Annotated in this window: 17 protein-coding genes; 8 read left to right on the top strand and 9 right to left on the bottom strand. The window is 71.0% G+C overall.

Annotation, left to right across the window (positions count from 1 at the left end):
- Nucleotides 1-197 precede the first annotated feature (197 nt).
- Nucleotides 198-992: an SDR family NAD(P)-dependent oxidoreductase gene (locus ACTWQF_RS28695; protein ID WP_443282606.1), complete on the bottom strand. Its 795-nt coding sequence runs from the start codon at nt 990-992 to the stop codon at nt 198-200.
- Between the two features lie 49 nt (nt 993-1,041).
- Nucleotides 1,042-1,887, bottom strand: a complete 846-nt coding sequence (locus ACTWQF_RS28690) for an Fpg/Nei family DNA glycosylase (RefSeq protein WP_443282605.1) — start codon at nt 1,885-1,887, stop codon at nt 1,042-1,044.
- A 157-nt stretch (nt 1,888-2,044) separates the two neighbouring features.
- On the opposite strand from ACTWQF_RS28690, the gene ACTWQF_RS28685 reads away from it, so the two are divergent.
- Nucleotides 2,045-2,677, top strand: coding sequence for a MarR family winged helix-turn-helix transcriptional regulator (locus ACTWQF_RS28685; RefSeq protein ID WP_443282604.1), 633 nt, complete (start codon nt 2,045-2,047; stop codon nt 2,675-2,677).
- 86 nt (nt 2,678-2,763) lie between these two features.
- Here ACTWQF_RS28685 and ACTWQF_RS28680 read toward each other — a convergent pair whose 3' ends face one another.
- Complete coding sequence (locus ACTWQF_RS28680; RefSeq protein ID WP_443282603.1) at nt 2,764-7,602, bottom strand: DNA glycosylase AlkZ-like family protein; 4,839 nt, start codon at nt 7,600-7,602, stop codon at nt 2,764-2,766.
- Nucleotides 7,603-7,729: 127 nt separating this feature from the next.
- Between ACTWQF_RS28680 and ACTWQF_RS28675 the strand changes: the two genes are divergently transcribed.
- The 3 genes from ACTWQF_RS28675 to ACTWQF_RS28665 all read left to right on the top strand — a co-directional run bounded on the left by ACTWQF_RS28675 (nt 7,730) and on the right by ACTWQF_RS28665 (nt 9,792).
- Nucleotides 7,730-8,581: an AraC family transcriptional regulator gene (locus ACTWQF_RS28675; protein ID WP_443282602.1), complete on the top strand. Its 852-nt coding sequence runs from the start codon at nt 7,730-7,732 to the stop codon at nt 8,579-8,581.
- A 201-nt stretch (nt 8,582-8,782) separates the two neighbouring features.
- Nucleotides 8,783-9,490, top strand: a complete 708-nt coding sequence (locus tag ACTWQF_RS28670; protein WP_443282622.1) for an AzlC family ABC transporter permease — start codon at nt 8,783-8,785, stop codon at nt 9,488-9,490.
- Nucleotides 9,487-9,792, top strand: a complete 306-nt coding sequence (locus ACTWQF_RS28665; RefSeq protein WP_443282601.1) for an AzlD domain-containing protein — start codon at nt 9,487-9,489, stop codon at nt 9,790-9,792. The genes ACTWQF_RS28670 and ACTWQF_RS28665 overlap by 4 nt, the downstream gene beginning before the upstream one ends.
- Nucleotides 9,793-9,970: 178 nt before the next feature.
- Here ACTWQF_RS28665 and ACTWQF_RS28660 read toward each other — a convergent pair whose 3' ends face one another.
- Nucleotides 9,971-10,876 (bottom strand): hypothetical protein, encoded by a 906-nt coding sequence (locus ACTWQF_RS28660; protein ID WP_443282600.1) that lies wholly within the window; start codon nt 10,874-10,876, stop codon nt 9,971-9,973.
- 79 nt (nt 10,877-10,955) lie between these two features.
- Here ACTWQF_RS28660 and ACTWQF_RS28655 point away from each other — a divergent pair, with 79 nt between their 5' ends.
- From ACTWQF_RS28655 to recX, 4 genes are all read left to right on the top strand, one after another.
- A complete protein-coding gene (locus tag ACTWQF_RS28655) occupies nt 10,956-11,150 on the top strand; it encodes a DUF3046 domain-containing protein (protein ID WP_443245287.1) in 195 nt (64 codons plus the stop codon).
- Between the two features lie 259 nt (nt 11,151-11,409).
- Nucleotides 11,410-12,516, top strand: a complete 1,107-nt coding sequence (locus ACTWQF_RS28650) for an AI-2E family transporter (RefSeq protein WP_443282621.1) — start codon at nt 11,410-11,412, stop codon at nt 12,514-12,516.
- Nucleotides 12,517-12,783: 267 nt separating this feature from the next.
- Nucleotides 12,784-13,956, top strand: a complete 1,173-nt coding sequence (gene recA / locus ACTWQF_RS28645; RefSeq protein ID WP_443282599.1) for a recombinase RecA — start codon at nt 12,784-12,786, stop codon at nt 13,954-13,956.
- Nucleotides 13,957-13,959: 3 nt separating this feature from the next.
- Nucleotides 13,960-14,679, top strand: coding sequence for a recombination regulator RecX (gene recX / locus ACTWQF_RS28640; protein WP_443282598.1), 720 nt, complete (start codon nt 13,960-13,962; stop codon nt 14,677-14,679).
- 120 nt (nt 14,680-14,799) lie between these two features.
- On the opposite strand, the gene ACTWQF_RS28635 is transcribed toward recX, so the two are convergent.
- From ACTWQF_RS28635 to ACTWQF_RS28615, 5 genes are all read right to left on the bottom strand, one after another.
- Entirely contained in the window at nt 14,800-16,494 is a 1,695-nt protein-coding gene (locus ACTWQF_RS28635) for an FAD-dependent monooxygenase (protein ID WP_443282597.1), read from the bottom strand.
- Nucleotides 16,495-16,742: 248 nt separating this feature from the next.
- Nucleotides 16,743-17,669 (bottom strand): amino acid ABC transporter permease, encoded by a 927-nt coding sequence (locus tag ACTWQF_RS28630; protein ID WP_443282596.1) that lies wholly within the window; start codon nt 17,667-17,669, stop codon nt 16,743-16,745.
- Complete coding sequence (locus ACTWQF_RS28625) at nt 17,666-18,313, bottom strand: amino acid ABC transporter permease (RefSeq protein ID WP_443282595.1); 648 nt, start codon at nt 18,311-18,313, stop codon at nt 17,666-17,668. The genes ACTWQF_RS28630 and ACTWQF_RS28625 overlap by 4 nt, the downstream gene beginning before the upstream one ends.
- A 181-nt stretch (nt 18,314-18,494) precedes the next feature.
- Entirely contained in the window at nt 18,495-19,406 is a 912-nt protein-coding gene (locus ACTWQF_RS28620) for a glutamate ABC transporter substrate-binding protein (protein WP_443282594.1), read from the bottom strand.
- A 113-nt stretch (nt 19,407-19,519) separates the two neighbouring features.
- Complete coding sequence (locus ACTWQF_RS28615) at nt 19,520-20,305, bottom strand: amino acid ABC transporter ATP-binding protein (protein WP_443282593.1); 786 nt, start codon at nt 20,303-20,305, stop codon at nt 19,520-19,522.
- Nucleotides 20,306-20,666: the final 361 nt, after the last annotated feature.

Here is a 20,666-nt window from a genome sequence, read left to right as displayed (position 1 = left end):
TGTGCCGCTGGGCGCTGGGCAGCGCCTGTGCTGTCGGCTGGCTGTGTGCGATATGGCGGCTGGCCGTTGGGGAAGGCGGCCCGGTGGAAGCCTCGGTGACCGCGGGGGGATGGGGGTTGAGCGTGCTGCCCGTGCATGTGGCGCAGGGCGGTGCGCGAGAGGGGGCGCGGGAGAGAGGGGCCGGCGCCTCCGGCCGGTTACCACGGCATCGCGACGCCGCCGTTGGGCCGCAGGATCTGCCCCGTCGTGAAGGATGAGGCGTCCGATACCAGATGCAGCACCGTGTGGGCGACCTCCTGGGCCTCGCCGACCCGCCCCAGCGGCGACATCCTGGCCAGCGCCTCTTCCGTACGCTGCCGGTCGGCCGCGTCCTCCCGTTCCGTCATGGGCGTACGCACCCAGCCGGGTGCCACCGCGTTGACCCGGATGCCGTGCCCGCCGAGCTCGGTGGCGAGGGTTCTGGTGAGCTGGACGACGGCGGCCTTGGCGACGCCGTAGCACAGCAGCCCTGGGGAGCCGGTGTCCACCGCGCCGGAGGCCATGGTCACGAGGGCGCCCCGGGTGCCGGTTCCGATCATGCTGCGGGCGGCCTCCTGGCAGGTGTACAGGACGCCCTTGAAGTTGACGGCCAGGACTCGGTCCAGGTCGGCGTCCTCGGTCTCCAGGACGGTGCTGCGGTGCATGACACCGGCTATTGCGGCGGCGATGTCGAGACGGCCGGTGGTGCGCGCCGCGGCGGCGACAGCGCCGCCGAGCGCCGCACGGTCGGTCACATCCAGCGGGTGCGCCCAGGCGTCGCCTCCCGCCTGGCTCATCAGCTCCGTGGTGTCTGCCAGGGCCTTCTCGTCCCGGTCCGCGCAGTGCACGGCTGCGCCCGCCTGGGCGAGCAGCACGGCGGTCGCGCGGCCGATGCCGCTGGCGGCGCCGGTCACCAGGGCGGTCCGGCCGGTCAGGTCGTAGGCCGGAAGGCTGTTGTGCGCCGGGAGGCTCATGGTGAACGACGCTACGGAGAAGCTGACGGGACGTCAATTAGTTGGTCGTCTATGAGTCGTTGCTGCGGTCGACGGGTGATTCCCCGTTGTGCGGCGGCTGGCAGTGCGGGCAGTACCAGACCGTGCGCGGACGGTCCGGCGGGCCGTGTGAGCCTGTGCGGACGGGGGTGCCGCAGCGGTAGCAGGGGCGGTTCTCACGGCCGTAGACGGCCAGATTGCGGTCAGGGCGCGGGCTGTTGGTCGTACGGCGGCGGACGCGGTCCTTGTTCGCCTCCAGCAGGCGCTTGGCCGCCGTGAGCAGGCGGGCAGGCAGCGGAGCCGACAGCGAACTGACCGGAGCCCAGGGGGAGGTGCGGGCGAGGAAGCACAGTTCGGCCGCGTAGACGTTCCCGATGCCGGCGAGGTTGCGCTGATCCAGCAGCGCCTCGACCAGCGGCCGTGCCGGGTCCTGGAGCAGCCGCCGCTCCGCTTCGGCCGCGTCCCAGTCGGGACCGAGCAGATCCGGCCCCAGATGGCCGACCGCCGTGAACTCCTCCGCCGTACGCAGCAGTTCCAGTACGGGAAGCCGGATTCCGGCCGCGGTGTGCGAGCCGGTGGCCAACAGGGCGCGGATCTGGTGAGCCGGTCCGAAGCCGCCGGGAGAGCTGGTCCTGCCGGGCGGGTTGGCCTTCACGCGCCAGGCGCCCTCCATGCCCAGGTGCGAGTGCACCGTCAGGCCACCCTCGACGCGCATCAGCAGGTGTTTGCCCCGCGGGGTCACGTTCAGCAGCGTGCGGCCGGAAAGATCGACGGTCGCCAGCCGGGGCACCCGGAAGTCGGTACGGGCCAGCACCTGCCCGGCCAGCGCGGAGTGCAGGGTGTGCGCCGTACGCCAGACGGTGTCTCCCTCGGGCATCCGACCGTCACCCCTTCAGTGATCTTCCGGCATGCTGGCGGCATCGTCCGTCATCAGCGGCCCCATAAGGACATATGCCCATGGTCGCAGGTACCACTGACCGAACAGGGGACAGCGGCGAGAAGTGGGAGACGATCACGGGATACGATCCGGGGCCATGGGGCAGTGGGGATACGAACGACAGCACGACGCGCTCGATGTGGACGGAGAGGCCGAGGCCGAGCAGAGGGACGCGCTGGAGGGGGCGCGGGACTGGGTCGACGACCATGTGGACCGCTGGCAGCCGGTGCTGCCCGAGCTCAACCCCCATATCGAGGGCGCCGTCACCCGCATGCAGTTTCTCGCCGACCATTTGCGACGGGCGGGTGAGCGGGCCCTGGCGGAGTTCGGACTGCGCCGGGAGGAGCACGAGGCGCTGCACATGCTCGCCGGACACGGCGGACGCAGAGACCTCACCCAGCTCGCCATCGACCTGGGGGCGGCGCCCAACGCCTTGTCCGAGCGGCTGGACGTACTGGAGAAGCGCGGCTTCGTGGCTCGTAAGTCCGCCGGCCGCCGGTCTTCGGCCGAGGGCGAGGGGGGCGACCAGCTCGAACTGACCGACGAGGGGCACGCCACCTGGCTCGCCGCCATCGAGGCGGCAGGCGAGGAAGAACGCCGCCTGTTCGGCACGCTCGACTGGCATGAACAGCGCCTACTCTCCGGCCTCCTCCGCCAGATCATGCTGGCGACCGAGACGTCGTACGACGAGACGGACGGGACGTACGAAGAGACGGACGACGAGGGCTGACGGGGAGCTGCCGCGGGCCGGCCTTGTGTCGGCGGCAGTGGTGGCGGGACGGCAGCCGCAGGCGATAGGGCGCCGCCGTCGGTCGGCTAGCCCGCCCGCAGCCGCAGACCGCGCGGGGTCGGGTGGAAGCCCGCGGCCTCCAGCGCCGTGCCCAGCGGGGCGGAGAGGGCCGCAGTGCCGTTGACACGCTCCACCGTGACGGTACCCAGCGCTCCCTCGCGTGCTGCCTGGGCCAGCGCCTCGACGGCGGCGGCCAGCCGGGCGGTGCCTGCCTCGCTGTCGGCATACGGGGCCGCCTCGGGTTCCCCGGCGGGACCCTCCGGCGACTCGGGGTCGTGTGTCCAGGCCAGCAGCGTCTTGCCGCCCCGTTCGACATAGAGCGTCAGCACACCGTCGACCAGCACCACCAGGGCGCCCGCCTTGCGGCCCGGCTTGTGTGTGGCGCCCGGTGGGGGCGACGGCCAGGGCAGAGCCGCGCCGTAGGCGTTCGCGGGATCGGCGGCGGCCAGCACCAGCGCGCGCGGCCCGGTGCGGGCGCCGCCCCGGCGCGACCCGCCGTACGCCCCCAGCCCGCCGTACGCACCCGGCGCTTCGCCCTCCCGTTCGCGGGCCGTGCTGACCGCGCGGAGCCTGTCCACGGCGCCGTCCATCGCGAACTGCGCGGCGCCCAGGCCCTCGACCACATAACCGCGTCGCGCCTGCCCGCTCTCCTCGAAGGCCGACAGCACGCGGTACGCCGCGGAGAAACCGCCCTCCACCCCTTCGGCGGCCACGGCACCACGCGTCACCACACCGTGCCGGTCCAGCAGCGTCCGGGCCAACGCGTGTGCCCGGTGGGTGGGTTCGCTCTCCGGCGTGGGCAGCAGCGACCAGCGGCCGGCGACGGTCGGTGGCGCGGAGGCCGGTGCGCGGCCCGGCCCCCGGCGCCCGACACCGCTGCCCGCGGCAACCGCGGCCGCGGTGAAGGAGCCGTAACGCCCGCGTGGGGTGGGCCGCTTGGCCCGGTGCGCCGTCGATCCCGCCGTACGGCCCGAGCCCAGCAGCGCCCGCAGCGGTGCGAGCGTGTCGCCGGTGACCCTGCCCGACCACACCAGGTCCCACAGCGCCTCGGTGATGTGTGGATCGGTCGCTTCCGGGTGCTCGGCGCGTGCTCGTTCGGCGAGCTGCCGGAAGAACAGCCCGTATCCGCCCTCCAGCGCGGCAAGCACCGCCTGGTGCACAGGTGTCAGCTCCAAGGGGTGCGGGGGAGGCAGCAACAGCGGGGCGGTGTCGGCCAGGTGGAGGGAGATCCAGCCGTCCTTGCCGGGCAGCGCCCCGGCACCCGCCCAGACGACCTCCCCGGAGGCGGTCAGCTCGTCCAGCATGGGCGGGGCGTAGTCCGCGACCCGGCCGGGCAGCACCAGCTTCTCCAGCGAGGACGCGGGAACGGGCGCGCCCTGCAACTGCTCCACTGTGCGCAGCAGTCCCTCCACACCGCGCAGGCTGTTGGTGCCCACGTGCTGCCACTGCGGCAGAAAGGCGGCCAGCGCCTGTGGTGCGACCGGCTCCAGCTCCTGGCGCAGCGCCGCCAGGGAACGGCGGCGCAGCCTGCGCAGCACGCCTGCGTCGCACCACTCCTGGCCGATCCCGGACGGGTGGAACTCGCCCTGCACCAGTCGCCCGCTCGCCGCCAGCCGGTGCAGTGCGCCGTCCGCGACGGCGGTGCCGAGACCGAAGCGGGCCGCGGCGTCGGCGGAGGTGAACGGGCCGTGCGTACGGGCGTAGCGCGCGAGCAGGTCGCCCAGCGGATCGGCGACGGGCTCGGTGAACGCCTCGGGTACGCCGACCGGCAGTGCGGCACCCAGTGCGTCCCGCAGCCGTCCAGCGTCCTCCACCGCCGCCCAGTGCTCACGGCCCGCGACCCGTACCCGGATGGCCCGGCGGGTCGCCTCCAACTCGGGTGCCCAGCCCGGCTCCGCGCCGCGCTCGGCCAGCTCCTCGGAGGTGAGTGGGCCCAGCAGCCGCAGCAGGTCCGCCACGCCTTCCACGTCCTTGAGGCGGCGGTCCTCGGTGCGCCACTGGAGCTCGCGCTCCAACTCGTGCAGTACGTCGGCGTCCAGCAGTTCCCGCAGCTCCGCCTGGCCCAGCAGTTCCGACAGCAGCCGCGAATCCAGGGAGAGCGCGGCGGCCCGGCGTTCGGCCAGCGGGGAGTCGCCCTCGTACAAGTACTGCGCCACATAGCCGAACAGCAGGGAGCGGGCGAACGGGGACGGCTCCGGAGTGGTGACCTCGACCACCCGCACCCGGCGGGACTCGATGTCGCCCATCAGCTCTGTCAGGCCCGGCAGGTCGAACACGTCCTGGAGGCACTCGCGGACCGCCTCCAGAATGATCGGGAAGGAGCCGAACTCGCTGGCGACCTGGAGCAGCTGGGAGGCGCGCTGCCGCTGCTGCCACAGCGGGGTGCGCTTCCCCGGGCTGCGGCGCGGCAGCAGCAGTGCGCGCGAGGCGCACTCCCGGAATCGGGCCGCGAACAGCGCCGAGCTGCCCACCTGGTCGGTGACGGTCTGCTCGATCTCGCCCTTGTCGAAGAGCACGTCGCTCACGCCCAGCGGCGGCTGGTCCGGGTCTGCCGGGAGGTCCTGTTCCGGTGTGCGGGGGGAGCGGGGCTCAGCGTCGAGGTCGGTGTCGAACTTCGGGTCGAACAGGTCGAGGTCCATCAGCTCGGCGTCCGGCAGCCGCAGCACCAGTCCGTCGTCGGCGTGCATGACTTGGGCGTCCATGCCGTACCGCTCCGACAGCCGGGCGCCGATGGCCAGCGCCCAGGGGGCGTGCACCTGCGCACCGAACGGGGAGTGCACCACGATGCGCCAGTCGCCCAGCTCGTCGCGGAAACGCTCCACGACGATCGTCCTGTCGTCCGGCACATGTCCTGCCGCCTCGCGCTGTTCCCCCAGGTAGGCCAGCAGATTGCTGATCGCCAACGCGTCCATGCCGGAGGCCGTCAGCCGCTCCTCGGCCTGCTCGCGGCTCAGCGAGCCGATCTCGCGCAGGAATGCGCCCAGCGCCCGGCCCAGCTCCAGCGGCCTGCCCAGCTGGTCGCCCCGCCAGAACGGCAACCTGCCCGGCACCCCGGGCGCGGGAGTGACCAGCACGCGGTCCCGGGTGATGTCCTCGATCCGCCACGTCGTCGTCCCCAGGGTGAAGACATCGCCCACCCGGGACTCGTAGACCATCTCCTCGTCCAGCTCCCCGACACGGCCGCCGCCCTTCTTGGGGTCGGCGCCCGCCAGGAAGACCCCGAACAGTCCGCGGTCCGGGATGGTGCCGCCGGAGGTGACGGCCAGCCGCTGAGCTCCCGGCCGGCCGGCAACCGTGTTCGCCACCCGGTCCCACACCAGGCGCGGGCGCAGCTCGGCGAACGCGTCGGACGGATACCTCCCGGCGAGCATGTCCAGCACCGACGTGTACGCGGACTCCGGGAGCGCGGCGAAGGGCGCTGCCCGCCGCACGAGAGCCAGCAGCTCGTCCACGTCCCACGTGTCGACAGCCGTCATGGCGACGATCTGCTGGGCGAGGACGTCCAGGGGGTTGGCGGGGACGCGCAGCGCCTCGATGGCCCCCTCGCGCATCCGCTCGGTGACCACGGCGGACTGCACCAGGTCGCCCCGGTACTTCGGGAAGACCACGCCTGCCGAGACGGCACCCACCTGGTGACCCGCCCGCCCCACGCGTTGCAGCCCCGAGGCGACCGAGGGCGGCGACTCGACCTGGATCACCAGATCGACCGCACCCATGTCGATCCCCAGCTCCAGGCTGGAGGTGGCCACCACGGCGGGCAGCCTGCCTGCCTTGAGGTCCTCCTCGACCTGGGAGCGCTGTTCCTTGGAGACGGAGCCGTGGTGTGCCCGGGCGATGAGCGCCGGGGCACCGGTGACCGCGCCCGCGTTGCCCATCAGTTCGGCCGGTGAGTGGTCCTCGGGCATGGGCTCGCCCGTGGCTCGCTCGTAGGCGATCTCGTTCAGCCTGTTGCACAGCCGTTCGGCCAGGCGGCGCGAGTTGGCGAAGACGATGGTGGAGCGGTGCTCCTGGATGAGATCGGCGATCCGCTCCTCCACCGAGGGCCAGATCGACGGCTTGCCGCCACCACCCGGGCCCGAGCCGTCGGTTCCCGCTGCGTCCTGCGCCGGGGAACTGCCCAGCTCGCCCATGTCCTCGACAGGCACCACGACCGACAGCTCGAACTGCTTGCCCGAGGGCGGCTGCACGATCGCGGCGTTCCGGCGGGGCGAGAGGAAGCGGGCCACCTCGTCCACCGGGCGTACGGTCGCCGACAGCCCGATACGGCGCGCGGGCCGTTCCAGCAGTTGGTCCAGCCGCTCCAGGGAGAGCGCCAGATGAGCGCCGCGCTTGGTGCCCGCCACCGCGTGCACCTCGTCGACGATCACCGTCTCGACGCCACCGAGCGCGTCCCGGGCGCCGGAGGTCAGCATCAGGAACAGCGACTCGGGCGTGGTGATCAGGATGTCCGGCGGACGGCGGGCGATCGACCTGCGCTCGGTGGCGGGGGTGTCACCGGAGCGGATCCCGACCTTGATCTCCGGCTCGGGCAGGCCCAGCCGCAGCGACTCCTGCCGGATGCCGGTGAGCGGGCTGCGCAGGTTGCGCTCCACATCGACGGCGAGCGCCTTCAGCGGCGACACGTACAGCACGCGGCAGCGCTTGAGCGGGTCGGCGGGGGGCGGCGTTGCGGCGAGGGCGTCCAGCGAGGCGAGGAATGCGGCCAGCGTCTTGCCGGACCCGGTCGGCGCCACCACCAGCGCGTCCGAATCCTCGGCAAGCGCACGCCAAGCCCCCTCCTGCGCCGCAGTGGGCTCGCTGAAGGCGCCCGTGAACCATGCACGGGTCGCAGGTGAGAAGGCGTCCAGCGCCGATGTCCGACCCATGCTCCCCATCGTGCAGCACGCCACTGACAGCGGCCTGAGGCCGGCGCCGAAGGCAGCGCCGGAAGCCGGGGCGCGGGCGGTGCGGGCGGGGCCCGGTCGTTGCGCTGCCGGGGCGGAGAATGGGGGCATGACGCAGAGGGAGAGCGCGCACTACTGGCAGTCGCCGAAGCTGCCCGGTGTCGACCTGCTGCGTGCACGCTACATACGCAAGATCTTCGCGCGGCACACCCACGAGACCTATGTGATCGCCGCGATAACGGAAGGCGTGGAGGCGTTCCACCACGGCGGCAGCGTGCACCGGGTGGGCCCCGGAGGACTGGCTCTGATCAACCCCGACACGACGCACACCGGGCACGCCGGGACGCCCGAGGGCTGGTCGTACGAGGTGCTCTACCCGGACGCCTCCTTGGTGGCCCGGATCGCGGCCGAGACCACCACCATCCGGGGCACCCCCGGATTCACCGCCCCCACGGCCGACGACTCCGTCTCGGCCCGCCATGTGCAGGCGATCCACCGAGCCCTTGAGGAGGGCAACGCGCTGGCCGCCGACACTCTCATGCATGCGGTGGTCGCCCGGCTCCTGCGGCTGCACGGAGGCCCGCTGCCCGAGCGGTCCGTTCGCACTGCGGGCGCCCGGTACGCGCTGCGGGCCCGCGCGGTGCTGGAGGAGCGGATGGCGGACCCGCCGTCCTTGGAGCGCCTCGCCACCGAGCTGGGTACCAGCCCCTTCGCGCTGCTGCGCGCCTTCCGGCAGGTGTACGGAATGCCGCCGCACACCTGGCTGACGGACGCGCGCGTACACCGGGCACGTGCCCTGCTGGACGCGGGACTGCCGCTCGCCGAGACCGCCACCGCCGTCGGCTTCACGGACCAGGCCCATCTGACGCGGCACTTCGGGCGGATCATGGGCGTCCCGCCCGGCGCCTACCGCCGCGGGCGTGCAAGAACGTACAAGAACGGGTGGTCCCCGGCCTCCTAGCGTGGCCGTGTGCCACAGCAGAGAGAAACCTTCGACCAACCGAAGGCGCCGGACACCGGTCCGGCGCGCGAAACCCCCGCCATACCGGACACACCCGATGAGAGCGCATCGGAAAGCCCACAGGGCGGACCGGACGGCAGTGCTGTCGTACGGGACGACGGTGCTGTCGAAAGGGACGATCGTGCAGTCGTACGGGATGCGCTGGGCGTCGGGATCGCCGTCGGGCTGTCCGGCTTCGCATTCGGTGTGACGGCCGCCGGTGCCGGCATCTCCCTGGCCCAGACGTGTGCGCTGAGCCTGTTCGTGTTCACCGGGGCCTCGCAGTTCGCCCTCGTCAGCGCGCTGGCCGCCGGTGGCGGTCCACTGACGGCCGCTGCCGGTGCCTTCTTCCTGGGCTTCCGGAACGCCTTCTACGGACTACGGCTGTCCCGTCTTCTGGGGCTGCGCGGTGGTGCGCGGCTCGCAGCGGCGCACTGGGTGATCGACGAGACTTCGGCCGTCGCTCTCGCGCAGCGCGGACAGCACGCCGTCCGGCTCGGCTTCACCGTGACAGGGGCGACACTGTTCGTCCTGTGGAACCTCACCACCCTGCTCGGCGCGCTGGGTGCGGAAGCACTGGGCGACACGAACGCCTGGGGCCTGGACGTGGCCGGCCCTGCGGCCTTCCTCGCGCTACTGGCGCCCATGCTCCGAGGCGGCGTCGAGCGGGCGACAGCCGGACTCGCCGTCGTCCTGGGCCTGGGCCTGCTGCCCGTGCTGCCCGCCGGTGTGCCGGTCCTGGTGGCAGCCCTGGCGGCACCTCTCGTCCTGCTCGTGCACAGCAGAGCGCTGCCAGGGAAGTGGGCGGAGCGAGATGCAAAGTCGGCGGGGCGAGCCGGAAAGCGGACGGCGAAGGAGGAGTCGCGGTGAACGTGTGGATCGCCATCGGGGCCACGGCCCTCGGCTGCTATCTGGTGAAGCTGCTCGGTCTCTCGGTGCCCACGGGCGTGCTGGAGCGGCCGTTGGTCCAGCGGCTGGCAGCGCTGCTGCCGGTGGCGCTGCTGGCGGCACTGATCGCTCAGCAGACGTTCGCCGAGGGAACGACGCTCGTACTCGACGCCCGTACAGCCGGGCTCGCTGCTGCCGGGCTCGCACTGGTCCTGCGGGCGCCGTTCCTCGTGGTCGTTGCCGCCGCCGTGCTGGTGACGGCCGGGGTGCGGGCGCTGGGTTAGCAGAGGTGGACGGAAGTCGGTGGCGCACTGCTGCGGCACGCTGTTCGTCTATGACTGCGACGGCGACTGCGTCTGACGCGCCAGGGGGCACCCTCGCCTGTTGAGGGTGCCCCTGCCGCAACCGTTCTGGCGCGCTGCCGCAACCGCCGTGAGCGCGCCCGCCCGCCGTGGGCGTATGTCAGAGCCGTCCGTACGCGCGCAGCGTGTGCAGGGCCTCCAAGGTGACCAGAGGGCGCCCCTCCAGGGCTGTTCCGGGGGCCCATTTGCGCCAGTTGATCTCCCATCCGCCGTCGTCCTGCTGGCGGCTGACCAGGTGGTCGAGTCCGCGTTGCAGCTCCGCGTCGGAGAACCAGCGGCGGGCCAGGGAATCGGGCCGGTGCGCGAAGTCGGTCACATAGTGGTACTCGCCCGGCGCGTAGCCGTCGGGGAGGGGGAAGTCGGCCGTGCGGTCCGGTTCCGTCACGGCGAGCCGCTGCTCGCGAACGAGAGTGCCCAGCCGACCCGCCGCGGCCTCGGCGCGCGGCCGGTCGGGGACGCCGTCGAGGAAGGCGAGCGCTGCCCGCACCTCGTACGGATGGGTCTTGCCCATGGACTCGATGGTGCTCCAGCAGTAGTCCGTGGCGCGGAACAGCCAGGCGTGCCAGACGCTGTTGCGGTGCAGGGTGCCGACCACCGGGCCGGTCGCCAGCAGGTCGCTGGGCGGCGAGTCCTGCACCGGGATCCAGGGCGCGACGGGGTAGCCGCGCAGCGAGGGGTGTACAGCGGGCAGGGCACCCTCCGGTGTGGAGACCGCCGTCAGATAGCGGCCGATGCGTTCCACCCGCTGCCCGGCACAGCGCCCGATGCTGTCCAGTACCTGCACAGCGGTGGCCGTGTGCAGCGGCTGGCTCACGGGACCGCGCAGGTCGGGCTCCAGCGCGTGGCCGTAGCCGCCGTCGGCATTGCGATAGGCGTCGAGGGCGGTCTCGACAGTGCTCGGGTCGCCGTCCAGGAAGTCGTGCTCGAAACGCCGCTGTTCCAGCACGCGCGCTGTCAGCCAGATGAAATTCTCCGCGCGGGAGAGAACCGATCCACAGGGAGCCATTCTCCGACGGTAGGCCCGCGCGGTCCCCGGGTCACGGCTGTCGGCCGGAGCCAACCCTTCAGGGCGGGATACTGGAGTCATGCGGTTGACGGACTTCTGGCAGCGAATGGCGGAGCACTTCGGCGAGACATACGCCGACTCCTTCGCGCACGACCACGTGATGTCCGGTCTCGGCGGCCGGACGGTGCACGAGGCTCTCGCCGCGGGCTGGGACGCGAAGGACGTCTGGCGCGTGGTGTGTGACGTCATGGAGGTACCGGCGCACAAGAGGTGAGTCGTTTGCCGGGCGCCGTGTTCCAGGGCGCGAAACTTGCCCGGTGGGTGCACCAGACGACGGCGACCGGGACCGGGACGAGAGGGACGGCGACGGGGAGCGGGACGGTGGTGCCGAGAACCACGCCGACAGGAGCGGTGCGGACGGCCCTCCGGACGCGAGTGCGGGGCCACCGAGCGGGGGTGGGGGACCGCAGGGTGGGAGTGGGGGATCGCCGGGGACTGCTCAGGGGCCGGATCGGGAGTTGCGGTCCGCACGCATGCCGCGCTGGCTGCCGCGTGCCTTCGTGCTCGCCCTGGCCCTCTTCGGTGCCTACCAGATCCTCAGCTGGGCATTCCTGCGCACTCTCGGACTGCTGCTGAACGTTCTGATCGCGTTCTTCCTGGCGCTGGCCATGGAGCCTGCCGTCGCGGGTCTGGCCCGGCGCGGTATGCGGCGCGGGCCGGCCACCGCGCTGGTCTCCGTGGTGCTCCTGGCCGCCGCGGCCGGATTCTTCGCGGCGCTGGGCTCACTCTTCGCCGAGCAGATCAGCCGCATCGTGGAGAACCTGCCCCGATACGTCTCCGAGGTGCTGCGCTGGAGCAACGCCCACTTCCACACCGATCTGGACGTCGACAAGCTCCGCTCCAAGGTCATCCACTCCGACTGGGCACAGAGCTTTCTGCGCAGCGGAGCGCAGAACGTGTGGGGCATCTCCGCGACCGTGCTGGGCGGGGTCTTCCAACTCCTGACGGTCGCCCTGTTCACCTTCTACTTCGCCGCCGACGGGCCCCGGCTGCGGGTGGCGCTGTGCTCCGTACTGCCGCCCGCACGGCAGGCGGAGGTGCTGCGTGCCTGGGAGATCGCGGTGGCCAAGACCGGGGGCTACATCTACTCGCGTGCGCTGATGGCGCTGATCTCCGCGGGTGCGCACTACGTCTTCCTGGAACTGCTCGGGGTGCCCTACGCCGCCGCGCTGGCCGTCTGGGTCGGGGTGGTCTCGCAGTTCGTGCCCACGGTCGGTACCTACATCGCCGGCGCGCTGCCGTTGCTGATCGCGTTCACCGTCGATCCCTGGTCGGCCTTGTGGGTGCTGGTGTTCATCGTCATCTACCAGCAGCTCGAGAACTACATCCTCCAGCCGCGCATCACCGCGAGGACCGTGAACATCCATCCCGCCGTCGCCTTCGGCTCGGTGATCGCCGGGACCTCGCTGATGGGGGTCGTCGGCGCGCTGGTCGCGATCCCCGCCATGGCGACACTCCAGGGGTTCCTCAGCGCGTATGTGAAGCGCTACGACGTGCCGGACGAGAGGCCCGGGAGAAGGACATGGGGGCGCCGAGGCGGAAGTGGACGCGGACGGTGGCGGTGGCGGCGCAGCCGATGAACGGGGTGCTTTTCCGTCGGCGCACGGCTTGAAGCGCCTCCGCGAGACCGCCTCAAAACCACCTCTCACCTGGGCTTTTCTGAGTTATCCACAGGAAAACGGGGCGACTTGACGCAAAAATCGAACATCGATTCTTATAGAGGCTCCGGTGAGCACGCCGCTCAGGCCATGGCCCAGAGAGCGCGGGTCCGGACCGATTGTCAGTGGCAGGCGCTAGCGTCTTGAGACGTGAAGCGATCGACTCAAGCAAACAACCGGGTGGCACCCATGGCAGGAACCGACCGCGAGAAGGCGCTCGACGCCGCGCTCGCGCAGATTGAACGGCAATTCGGCAAGGGCGCCGTGATGCGCATGGGCGAGCGGCCGAACGAGCCGGTCGAGGTCATCCCCACCGGGTCGACCGCCCTTGACGTGGCCCTCGGCGTCGGCGGTCTCCCCCGCGGCCGTGTGGTCGAGGTCTACGGACCGGAGTCCTCCGGTAAGACGACCCTGACTCTGCACGCGGTGGCCAACGCCCAGAAGGCAGGCGGCACGGTGGCCTTCGTGGACGCCGAGCACGCGCTCGACCCCGAGTACGCCAAGCGCCTCGGTGTCGACACCGACGCGCTGATCCTCTCCCAGCCGGACAACGGCGAGCAGGCCCTCGAGATCACCGACATGCTGATCCGCTCCGGCGCGCTCGACCTGATCATCATCGACTCGGTCGCGGCGCTGGTGCCCCGGGCGGAGATCGAGGGCGAGATGGGCGACTCCCACGTCGGCCTCCAGGCCCGGCTGATGAGCCAGGCGCTGCGGAAGATCGCCGGTGCGCTCAACCAGTCCAAGACCACCGCGATCTTCATCAACCAGCTCCGTGAGAAGGTCGGCGTGATGTTCGGCTCTCCGGAGACCACCACCGGTGGCCGTGCGCTGAAGTTCTACGCCTCGGTGCGGCTCGACATCCGTCGGATCGAGACCCTGAAGGACGGCACGGACGCCGTCGGCAACCGCACCCGCGTCAAGGTCGTCAAGAACAAGGTCGCGCCGCCCTTCAAGCAGGCCGAGTTCGACATCCTCTACGGCATGGGCATCAGTCGCGAGGGCGGCCTGATCGACATGGGCGTGGAGAACGGCTTCATCCGCAAGTCCGGCGCCTGGTACACCTACGAGGGCGATCAGCTCGGCCAGGGCAAGGAGAACGCCCGCAACTTCCTGCGGGACAACCCCGACCTCGCCAACGAGATCGAGAAGAAGATCAAGGAGAAGCTGGGCATCGGCGTACAGCCGCAGGATCCAGCGGGCGAGCCCGGCGCGGACGCCGCGGACAGTACCCCGGCAGCTCCCGCAGCGGCGGCCACGCCGGACGGCACGGACGCCGCAGCGGCCAAGACCGTTCCGGCCCCGGCGGCCAAGACGGCGAAGACGAGCAAGACGTCCAAGGCCGCAGCGGCCAAGAGCTAGCCCGTGACACGGCGCAGCGACTGGCCGGAGTACACCCCGTCCCCGGAACCGGTCCCGGCCTCCGCCCCTTGGGCTGAAGCCGGCCCGGTGGCGGACGTTCAGGACAGCGATGGTCCCGCTTCGTCGAGGGCCGAAGCGGGACCATCGCGTGCGTCGGCCCGGAAACCGGGCCGAGGCCGGGCCGGGGGCCGGGGGCAGGAGGGGGACGCGGAGCCGGCGGATCCGGTCGAGCGGGCCAGAGCCATCTGCCTGCGGCTGCTCACCGGTACGCCCAGGACGCGTCAGCAACTCGCCGACGCGCTCCGCAAACGCGAGGTGCCCGAGGAGGCCGCCGAGGAAGTGCTGGCCAGGTTCGAGGACGTCGGCCTCATCGACGACACCGCGTTCGCCGCAGCCTGGGTGGAGTCCCGTCATCACAGCCGGGGGCTGGCCCGCAGGGCGCTCGCCCGCGAACTGCGGACCAAAGGCGTGGACTCCACGGTGATCGACGAGGCCGTCGGCCAGCTCGATTCCGAGCGCGAGGAGGAGACGGCACGCGCCCTGGTGGCCCGCAAGCTGCGCTCCACCAGGGGGCTCGACAGAGACAAGCGCCTCCGCCGGCTCGCCGGAATGCTGGCCCGTAAGGGCTACTCCGAGGGCCTCGCTCTCCGGGTGGTCCGGCGAGCGCTGGAAGAGGAGGGCGAGGATCCTGAAGTGCTGGAAGAGCACTTCCCCGGCCTTTGAGGGGAGGCCGGTCGGGTGGTTCAGCCGTGGCCGGGCAGAGCCGTCGGGCCTTGGACTCGTTCTTGAGCTTCGCGCCCCCCGCCGCGCCCTCGCTCAGACGCACCCCCGCCCCGCCCTCACTCAGGAGTGCGCTCCTCCGCGTACCACCTCCGCGCAGGTGCGCAGCGCGTTGGAGCGTCCCGCGGGGAAGGCGGCCGCGAGGTGGCCGTCGGCGCGGATGGCCAGCACGGTGTGCGCCGCCGCCCCCGGATAGCTCTCGGCGACCAGTAGTTTGGCGCGCAGCGGAAGTGCGTCAACGGTGGCCGCCAGTTCGGGCATCATTCCCGCCGTCAACCAATGGCGGCTGTCCCACACCCCGGTCCCCGGCGCCACCAGCAGCACCAGTAGCTCCCCGCCCGGGCCGCCCAGCCAGTCGTGCAGATTGCCGCGCGACCCGTCGGCAGCGGTGACCGGGACGTCGCACACGGGGGCGCCGGGTGCCGTACCGACGGACACTTCACCGATACTCCCGCGCGCCGGTGTCAACGGCGTGCGGGAGTACGCGGGCGGTGCGCCCAGCAGGCCCCGCCCCAGGTGACCATCGGTGAGCAGGCCCAGATCGGCGCGTGCGCCGCCGCCGGGGAGCAGCGCGCGCAGTCCGCCGCCGCGCCGTACGACGGGCAGGGCCTGGTCGACGGCGCGCAGCCGGGCGACCATGGCGCCGCGCCGCTCCGTCTCGTAGCTGTCCAGCAAGGTGTCGGCTGCCGGGCCGTGCCCGTGGTGCCAGGCCAGCGCGAGCTTCCAGGCGAGGTTGGCGGTGTCCCGCAGTCCCTCGTCGACGGACTGCACCCCCAGCGCACCGGTCAGATGTGCGGCGTCCCCGGCGAGGAAGACCCGGTTCACACGCCAGTGCCGGGCCAGCCGCTGATGCGCGGTGTGGACACCGGTGTCCACGAGCTCGTACGGGCCGATGCCGCTGCTCGGGCCTCCGTCCTCGGTGCCGGTCCCACGTCCGCCGGCTCCCACGGGCCTGCGGCGGGCAGGTGCGGTGCTAGCGGCAGATTTCAGCGACTCCTCGGACCAGACGGCGAGGGTGTCCGCCACCCGTTCCAGCATCTCCTCGGGGGTCACCAGATCGCCGCGCGGGGGCAGCAGCCAGTCCAGCCGCCACCGGCCTCCGGCGAGCGGCCGGGCCGTGACCTCGCCCGGCGTACCGCCCGGGTCGCGGTGCAGCAGTGCGCCGCCCGCCTCTCCGGGCTGCCATGCGCCCTCCTCGTCGTACTCCCCTTCCTCCCACGGCAGCCGCACCCGCAGCGCGGCGACCGCGTGCCGCTCGACCGCCGTACGACCGGGGAAACGCACCCCGAGCAGTTTGCGGACCATGGAGCGCGCGCCGTCGCAGCCGACCGCGTAACTGCCGCGCCACCAAGTGCCGGAAGCGCCACGGGTGTGCACCGTGACGCCGCTCGCGTCCTGTTCCAGCAGGTCGACGTGGCTGCCGGTGACGATCCGGGCGAGCTTCTCGTCCGCCAGCGCGCTGCGCAACGCGCGCTCCAAGGCGTGCTGTTCGATGTGCACCGGTGCCTGCTCCGGGGCGAGATCGACCTGGTCGACCGGCTGCGCGCGCCGCTGGGTGCGCCAGGAGCGCCAGCGCAGTCCGGGTAGTACGGGCAGGACGGCGGCGGTGTCCGGGCGCAGTACGCAGGTGCGCGCCGCGCGGGGCGGCGGGTTGCCGTCGGTGGAGTCCAGGACGACGGAGGGGACGGCGTGCCGGGCGAGAGCGAGGGAGAGGGCGAGTCCGGCCGGACCCGCCCCGACGACGATCACCGGATCCACAGTGTGGAAACCTCACAGCCCTGGTGGTGCTGACGGGGGCGGGGTTTCTCTGGTGGTGGAGCCTGGTGCGCGATCACGCTGGTATGCAACCCACTGCCTGAGCACGCGTCAAGTGACGCCATAAGATGCCAACGCGGCCCACGGCGCGGGCGGGTGGCCCGCGCCATGGGCCGCGGCGGATGTGCGGTCCGGGGCACTGGTGTCCCGGGGGTGGTGTTCGGCTCAGCCGCTGGACACCGCCTTGTGGCTCAGTCCTTGGGCCGGGCGTCCTCGGGCTCGGCGTCCTTGGGGTTGGGCACCGGCGTCAGGTCCGTGCTGCCGGACGGCACCATCTCCTTGGGCTCCTTCGCCTCCGCGGGGACGATGCCCGCCTTGGACCGGCGCCCGCGCTGCTCGACGAACTTCGCCAGCCAGGCCAGGGCCAGACACAGCACGATGTAGATGGCGCCGAAGACGATGACCGTCTGGACGGTCGGGTAGACGCCGCCCACCGGGGTGTTGTTGGCGATGAGCCGGGCCGAGTACAGCAGCTCCGGGTAGAGGATCATGAAGCCCAGCGAGGTGTCCTTCAGGGTCACCACCAGCTGGCTGATGATCGAGGGCAGCATGGAGCGCACGGCCTGCGGGAAGAGGATCGAGGCGGTCACCTGCGTCTTGCGCAGTCCGAGCGCGTATGCCGCCTCCACCTGGCCCTTGGGCACCGCGTTCACACCGGCGCGCAGCACCTCCGCCTGGACGCAGCCGTTGTAGATGGTCAGGCCCAGCACGAGCGCCCACATGGGCGTCATGTCGCCGAGAATGCCGACCCACAGCGCGAAGATGGTGATGAGCAGCGGGATCGACCGGAACAGGTCGATGAAGACGACGGCCACCCAGCGCACCGGCTTGTGGTCCGACAGCCGTGCCACGCACAGCACCACGGCGAAGACCAGCGAGAAGACACCCGCAAGGGCGAACACCTTCAGTGTGGACAGCAGGGCGTCGAGGATGTTCTCCCGGATGCCCGAGTAGTTGAAGATGTCCCACAGCTCGCCCGCGAACTGCCCCTTGTCGTACAGCCGGTAGCAGACCCAGGCGATCAGGCCGAGGACGGCGAGACTGCCGACGACGGAGTAGATCAGATTGCGGACGCGAGCCTTCGGGCCGGGCGCGTCGAACAGGACGCTCGCGCTCATCGGGCGACCTCCAGACGGTTCTCCAGCAGCCGGAAGAGGCCGTTGATTGCGTAGGTGATGATCAGGTAGCCGACGGTGATCCAGATGAAGATCATGGCGATGTCGTAGCCGTCGTTGCTCAGCGTCTTCGAGACGTTGAACAGGTCGACGTTGTCGAAGGCGCCGGCGATCGCGGTGTTCTTCGTCAGGGCGATGAAGATGCTGCTCAGCGGCGGCACCACCGCGCGCGTGGCCTGGGGGAGCACCACGATCCGCATGGTCTGGGTGAACGTCATACCGATGGCGCGGGCGGCCTCGGCCTGGCCCATCGACACGGTGTTGATGCCGGAGCGGACGGCCTCGGCGACGAAGGACGAGGTGTAGAAGCCGCAGGCGCAGACGGCCAGGACGAAGGAGTTGATGCCCGGGAAGAGCACCTTGGGCACCACGAAGAACGCCACCAGGAAGAGCAGCGTCAGCGGGGTGTTCCGCAGCACCGTCACCCACAGCGTGCCGAATATGCGCAGCGGGGGCACGGGCGAGACGCGGCAGCCCGCGATCACCAGACCGAGCACGACGGCGAGCACCGCGCTGACGACCGTCAGCCACAAGGTGCCGAGGAATCCCTCGCGGAACAGCGCCAGGTTGTCGAGAAGTACGTTCATGAATTCTCCGCGAGGAGTCGCGTAGGGGCGGCGGAAAGGGCCGGACCGGGCACGGGACTGTCACCCGCCGGGTGGGGGGCGACGCCGGAGCGAACGGTGTGCCCGCAGGAGCGAACTGTGTGCCCGCAACAGCACGCCCCGCCCCGCGCGGCGCTGACGCCGGGGAGCGGGGCGTGGGACATCACTTCTCGGTGATCTGGGGCGGCGTCTTGAACTTGGAGCCGGACTTGCCCAGCGTGGCGTCGTACGCCTTCTTGTAGTCGCCGTTGTCCTCGTGCTTCTTGATGGCGTCGGCGACGGCCTTCTGGAGGGCCTTGTCGCCCTTCTTCAGCCCGACGCCGTACGGCTCGTCGGAGAAGGGCTTGCCGACGACCTTCAGCTTGCCGGGGTTCTGCGCGGCGTAACCCATGAGGATCGCGTCGTCCGTGGTGACCGCGTCGACCTGGCCGTCCAGGAGCTGCGAGACGCACTCCGAGTACTTGCTCAGCTCGGTGACCTTGGCGCCGTACTTGGGCTCCTTGATGGTCTGCAGCGGCGTCGAGCCGACGATGGAGCAGACCTTCTTGCCCTTGACGCTGTCCGGCCCGGTGACCGACTTCTCGTCCTTGCGGACGAGCAGCGAGGCGCCGGCGTGGAAGTACGGACCCGCGAAGTCGATCTGCTTCTTGCGCTCGTCGTTGATCGAGTACGTACCGATCATCAGGTCGACGTCGCCCTTGGAGACGGTGGTCTCACGCGCCCCGGAGTCGACCGTCTTCCACTCGATCTGCTTGGGGGAGAAGCCCAGGTCGGCCGCGATCATCTTGGCGATCTCGATGTCGAAGCCGGAGTACTTCTTGGTCGACTGGTCCTGGAACCCGAGGTAGGGCTGGTCGGCCTTGGCGCCGATGATGATCTTCCCGCGCTTCTGGGCCTTCTTCAGGACGGCGGAGTCGACCTTGACGTCCTTGGCGACCGAGTACTTCGGCAGCGCCTTCTCGTCCGTCTGGTCCTTCGGCTTGTCGCCGGCCGAACCCTCCTTGCCACCGCAGGCCGCGGTGGCGGCGAGAGCCAGGACAGCGGCTGCCGCCGCGGCGGTCTTGTGGAACTTCATAGTGAACATCCCTTGCTTGAACAGTCGTTGGCCCAGTGCGCTGGTGCGCCGCCCGCTCGGCGCACCGTCCCTGCTCGGGGCGGGGCCGCGGTGCGGCCTCAAGTGGTGAAGGCTCAGTGGTGCAGGATCTTCGAGAGGAAGTCCTTGGCACGGTCGCTGCGCGGGTTGCTGAAGAACTGCTCGGGGGTGGCCTCCTCCACGATTCGGCCGTCCGCCATGAAGACCACGCGGTTCGCGGCCGACCGTGCGAAGCCCATCTCGTGCGTGACGACGACCATGGTCATTCCGTCCCGGGCCAGCTGCTGCATGACCTCCAGAACCTCGTTGATCATCTCGGGGTCGAGGGCCGAGGTCGGCTCGTCGAAGAGCATCACCTTCGGGTCCATCGCCAGTGCCCGAGCGATCGCGACGCGCTGCTGCTGGCCGCCGGAGAGCTGTGCGGGGTACTTGTCGGCCTGGTTGCCGACGCCGACCCGGTCGAGCAGCGTGCGGGCCTTCTCCTCCGCCACCCGCTTGTCCGTCTTGCGGACCTTTATCTGGCCCAGCGTGACGTTCTCCAGCACCGTCTTGTGCGCGAAGAGGTTGAAGGACTGGAAGACCATGCCGACGTCGGCACGGAGCTTCGCCAGTTCCTTGCCCTCCGCGGGCAGCGGCTTGCCGTCGATCGTGATGCTGCCCGAGTCGACCGTCTCCAGCCGGTTGATGGTGCGGCACAGCGTGGACTTGCCGGACCCTGAGGGGCCGATGACGACCACGACCTCGCCCGGGGCGATGGTCAGGTCGATGTCCTGGAGGACGTGCAGCGCACCGAAGTGCTTGTTGATGTTGTCCAGCACGACCAGCTTGTCGGTCGCGGACTCGGGACCGCCTGCGTCCTTGGTCACCGATACTTCGCTCATCGACGTGTAGCTCCGTCCTCGTCGGTTGCGAGGACCTTAGTGAGCTGCCGACGTGACCGTCATTACATCTGAGCTGAAATTGAGGATAACGATCCGGCTGCGACCCGGTGCACTGGGTAGAGAGGGCAGTGGAGGGCTGTCAGGCGGTTCTCCGGCCCGCACAGGCTCCGGCACGCAGCTGCCACCGGCCGGTCGGCGGCCCGCACAGGCCCCTGGCCGGCAGCCGCCAGGACGGTCGCCGTACCGGCGCGTGACGGCTGCTGCACCGGTTGTTGCACTGGATGTACGGCTGTCGTCGGACGGCTGTATGACGGTCGTCGTACCGGCTGTATAACGGATGCCCGCGCGGGCCCGGGGACCC

Origin of the sequence: Streptomyces sp. 8N114 (genome assembly GCF_052245835.1) — a bacterium.
Lineage (GTDB): Bacteria > Actinomycetota > Actinomycetes > Streptomycetales > Streptomycetaceae > Streptomyces.
Note: the sequence above shows the minus strand (reverse complement) of the source record. Positions and strands in the feature narration are given on the sequence as shown.

Coding starts and splice junctions, on each gene's coding strand:
- ACTWQF_RS28660 (WP_443282600.1), bottom strand. CDS start 10,876: ATGGCTCCCTGTGGATCGGTTCTCTCCCGCGCGGAGAATTTCATCTGG.
- ACTWQF_RS28675 (WP_443282602.1), top strand. CDS start 7,730: ATGACGCAGAGGGAGAGCGCGCACTACTGGCAGTCGCCGAAGCTGCCC.
- ACTWQF_RS28620 (WP_443282594.1), bottom strand. CDS start 19,406: ATGAAGTTCCACAAGACCGCCGCGGCGGCAGCCGCTGTCCTGGCTCTC.
- ACTWQF_RS28690 (WP_443282605.1), bottom strand. CDS start 1,887: ATGCCCGAGGGAGACACCGTCTGGCGTACGGCGCACACCCTGCACTCC.
- ACTWQF_RS28695 (WP_443282606.1), bottom strand. CDS start 992: ATGAGCCTCCCGGCGCACAACAGCCTTCCGGCCTACGACCTGACCGGC.
- ACTWQF_RS28655 (WP_443245287.1), top strand. CDS start 10,956: ATGCGGTTGACGGACTTCTGGCAGCGAATGGCGGAGCACTTCGGCGAG.
- ACTWQF_RS28685 (WP_443282604.1), top strand. CDS start 2,045: ATGGGGCAGTGGGGATACGAACGACAGCACGACGCGCTCGATGTGGAC.
- ACTWQF_RS28625 (WP_443282595.1), bottom strand. CDS start 18,313: ATGAACGTACTTCTCGACAACCTGGCGCTGTTCCGCGAGGGATTCCTC.
- recA (WP_443282599.1), top strand. CDS start 12,784: ATGGCAGGAACCGACCGCGAGAAGGCGCTCGACGCCGCGCTCGCGCAG.
- ACTWQF_RS28650 (WP_443282621.1), top strand. CDS start 11,410: ATGCCGCGCTGGCTGCCGCGTGCCTTCGTGCTCGCCCTGGCCCTCTTC.
- ACTWQF_RS28630 (WP_443282596.1), bottom strand. CDS start 17,669: ATGAGCGCGAGCGTCCTGTTCGACGCGCCCGGCCCGAAGGCTCGCGTC.
- ACTWQF_RS28615 (WP_443282593.1), bottom strand. CDS start 20,305: ATGAGCGAAGTATCGGTGACCAAGGACGCAGGCGGTCCCGAGTCCGCG.
- ACTWQF_RS28680 (WP_443282603.1), bottom strand. CDS start 7,602: ATGGGTCGGACATCGGCGCTGGACGCCTTCTCACCTGCGACCCGTGCA.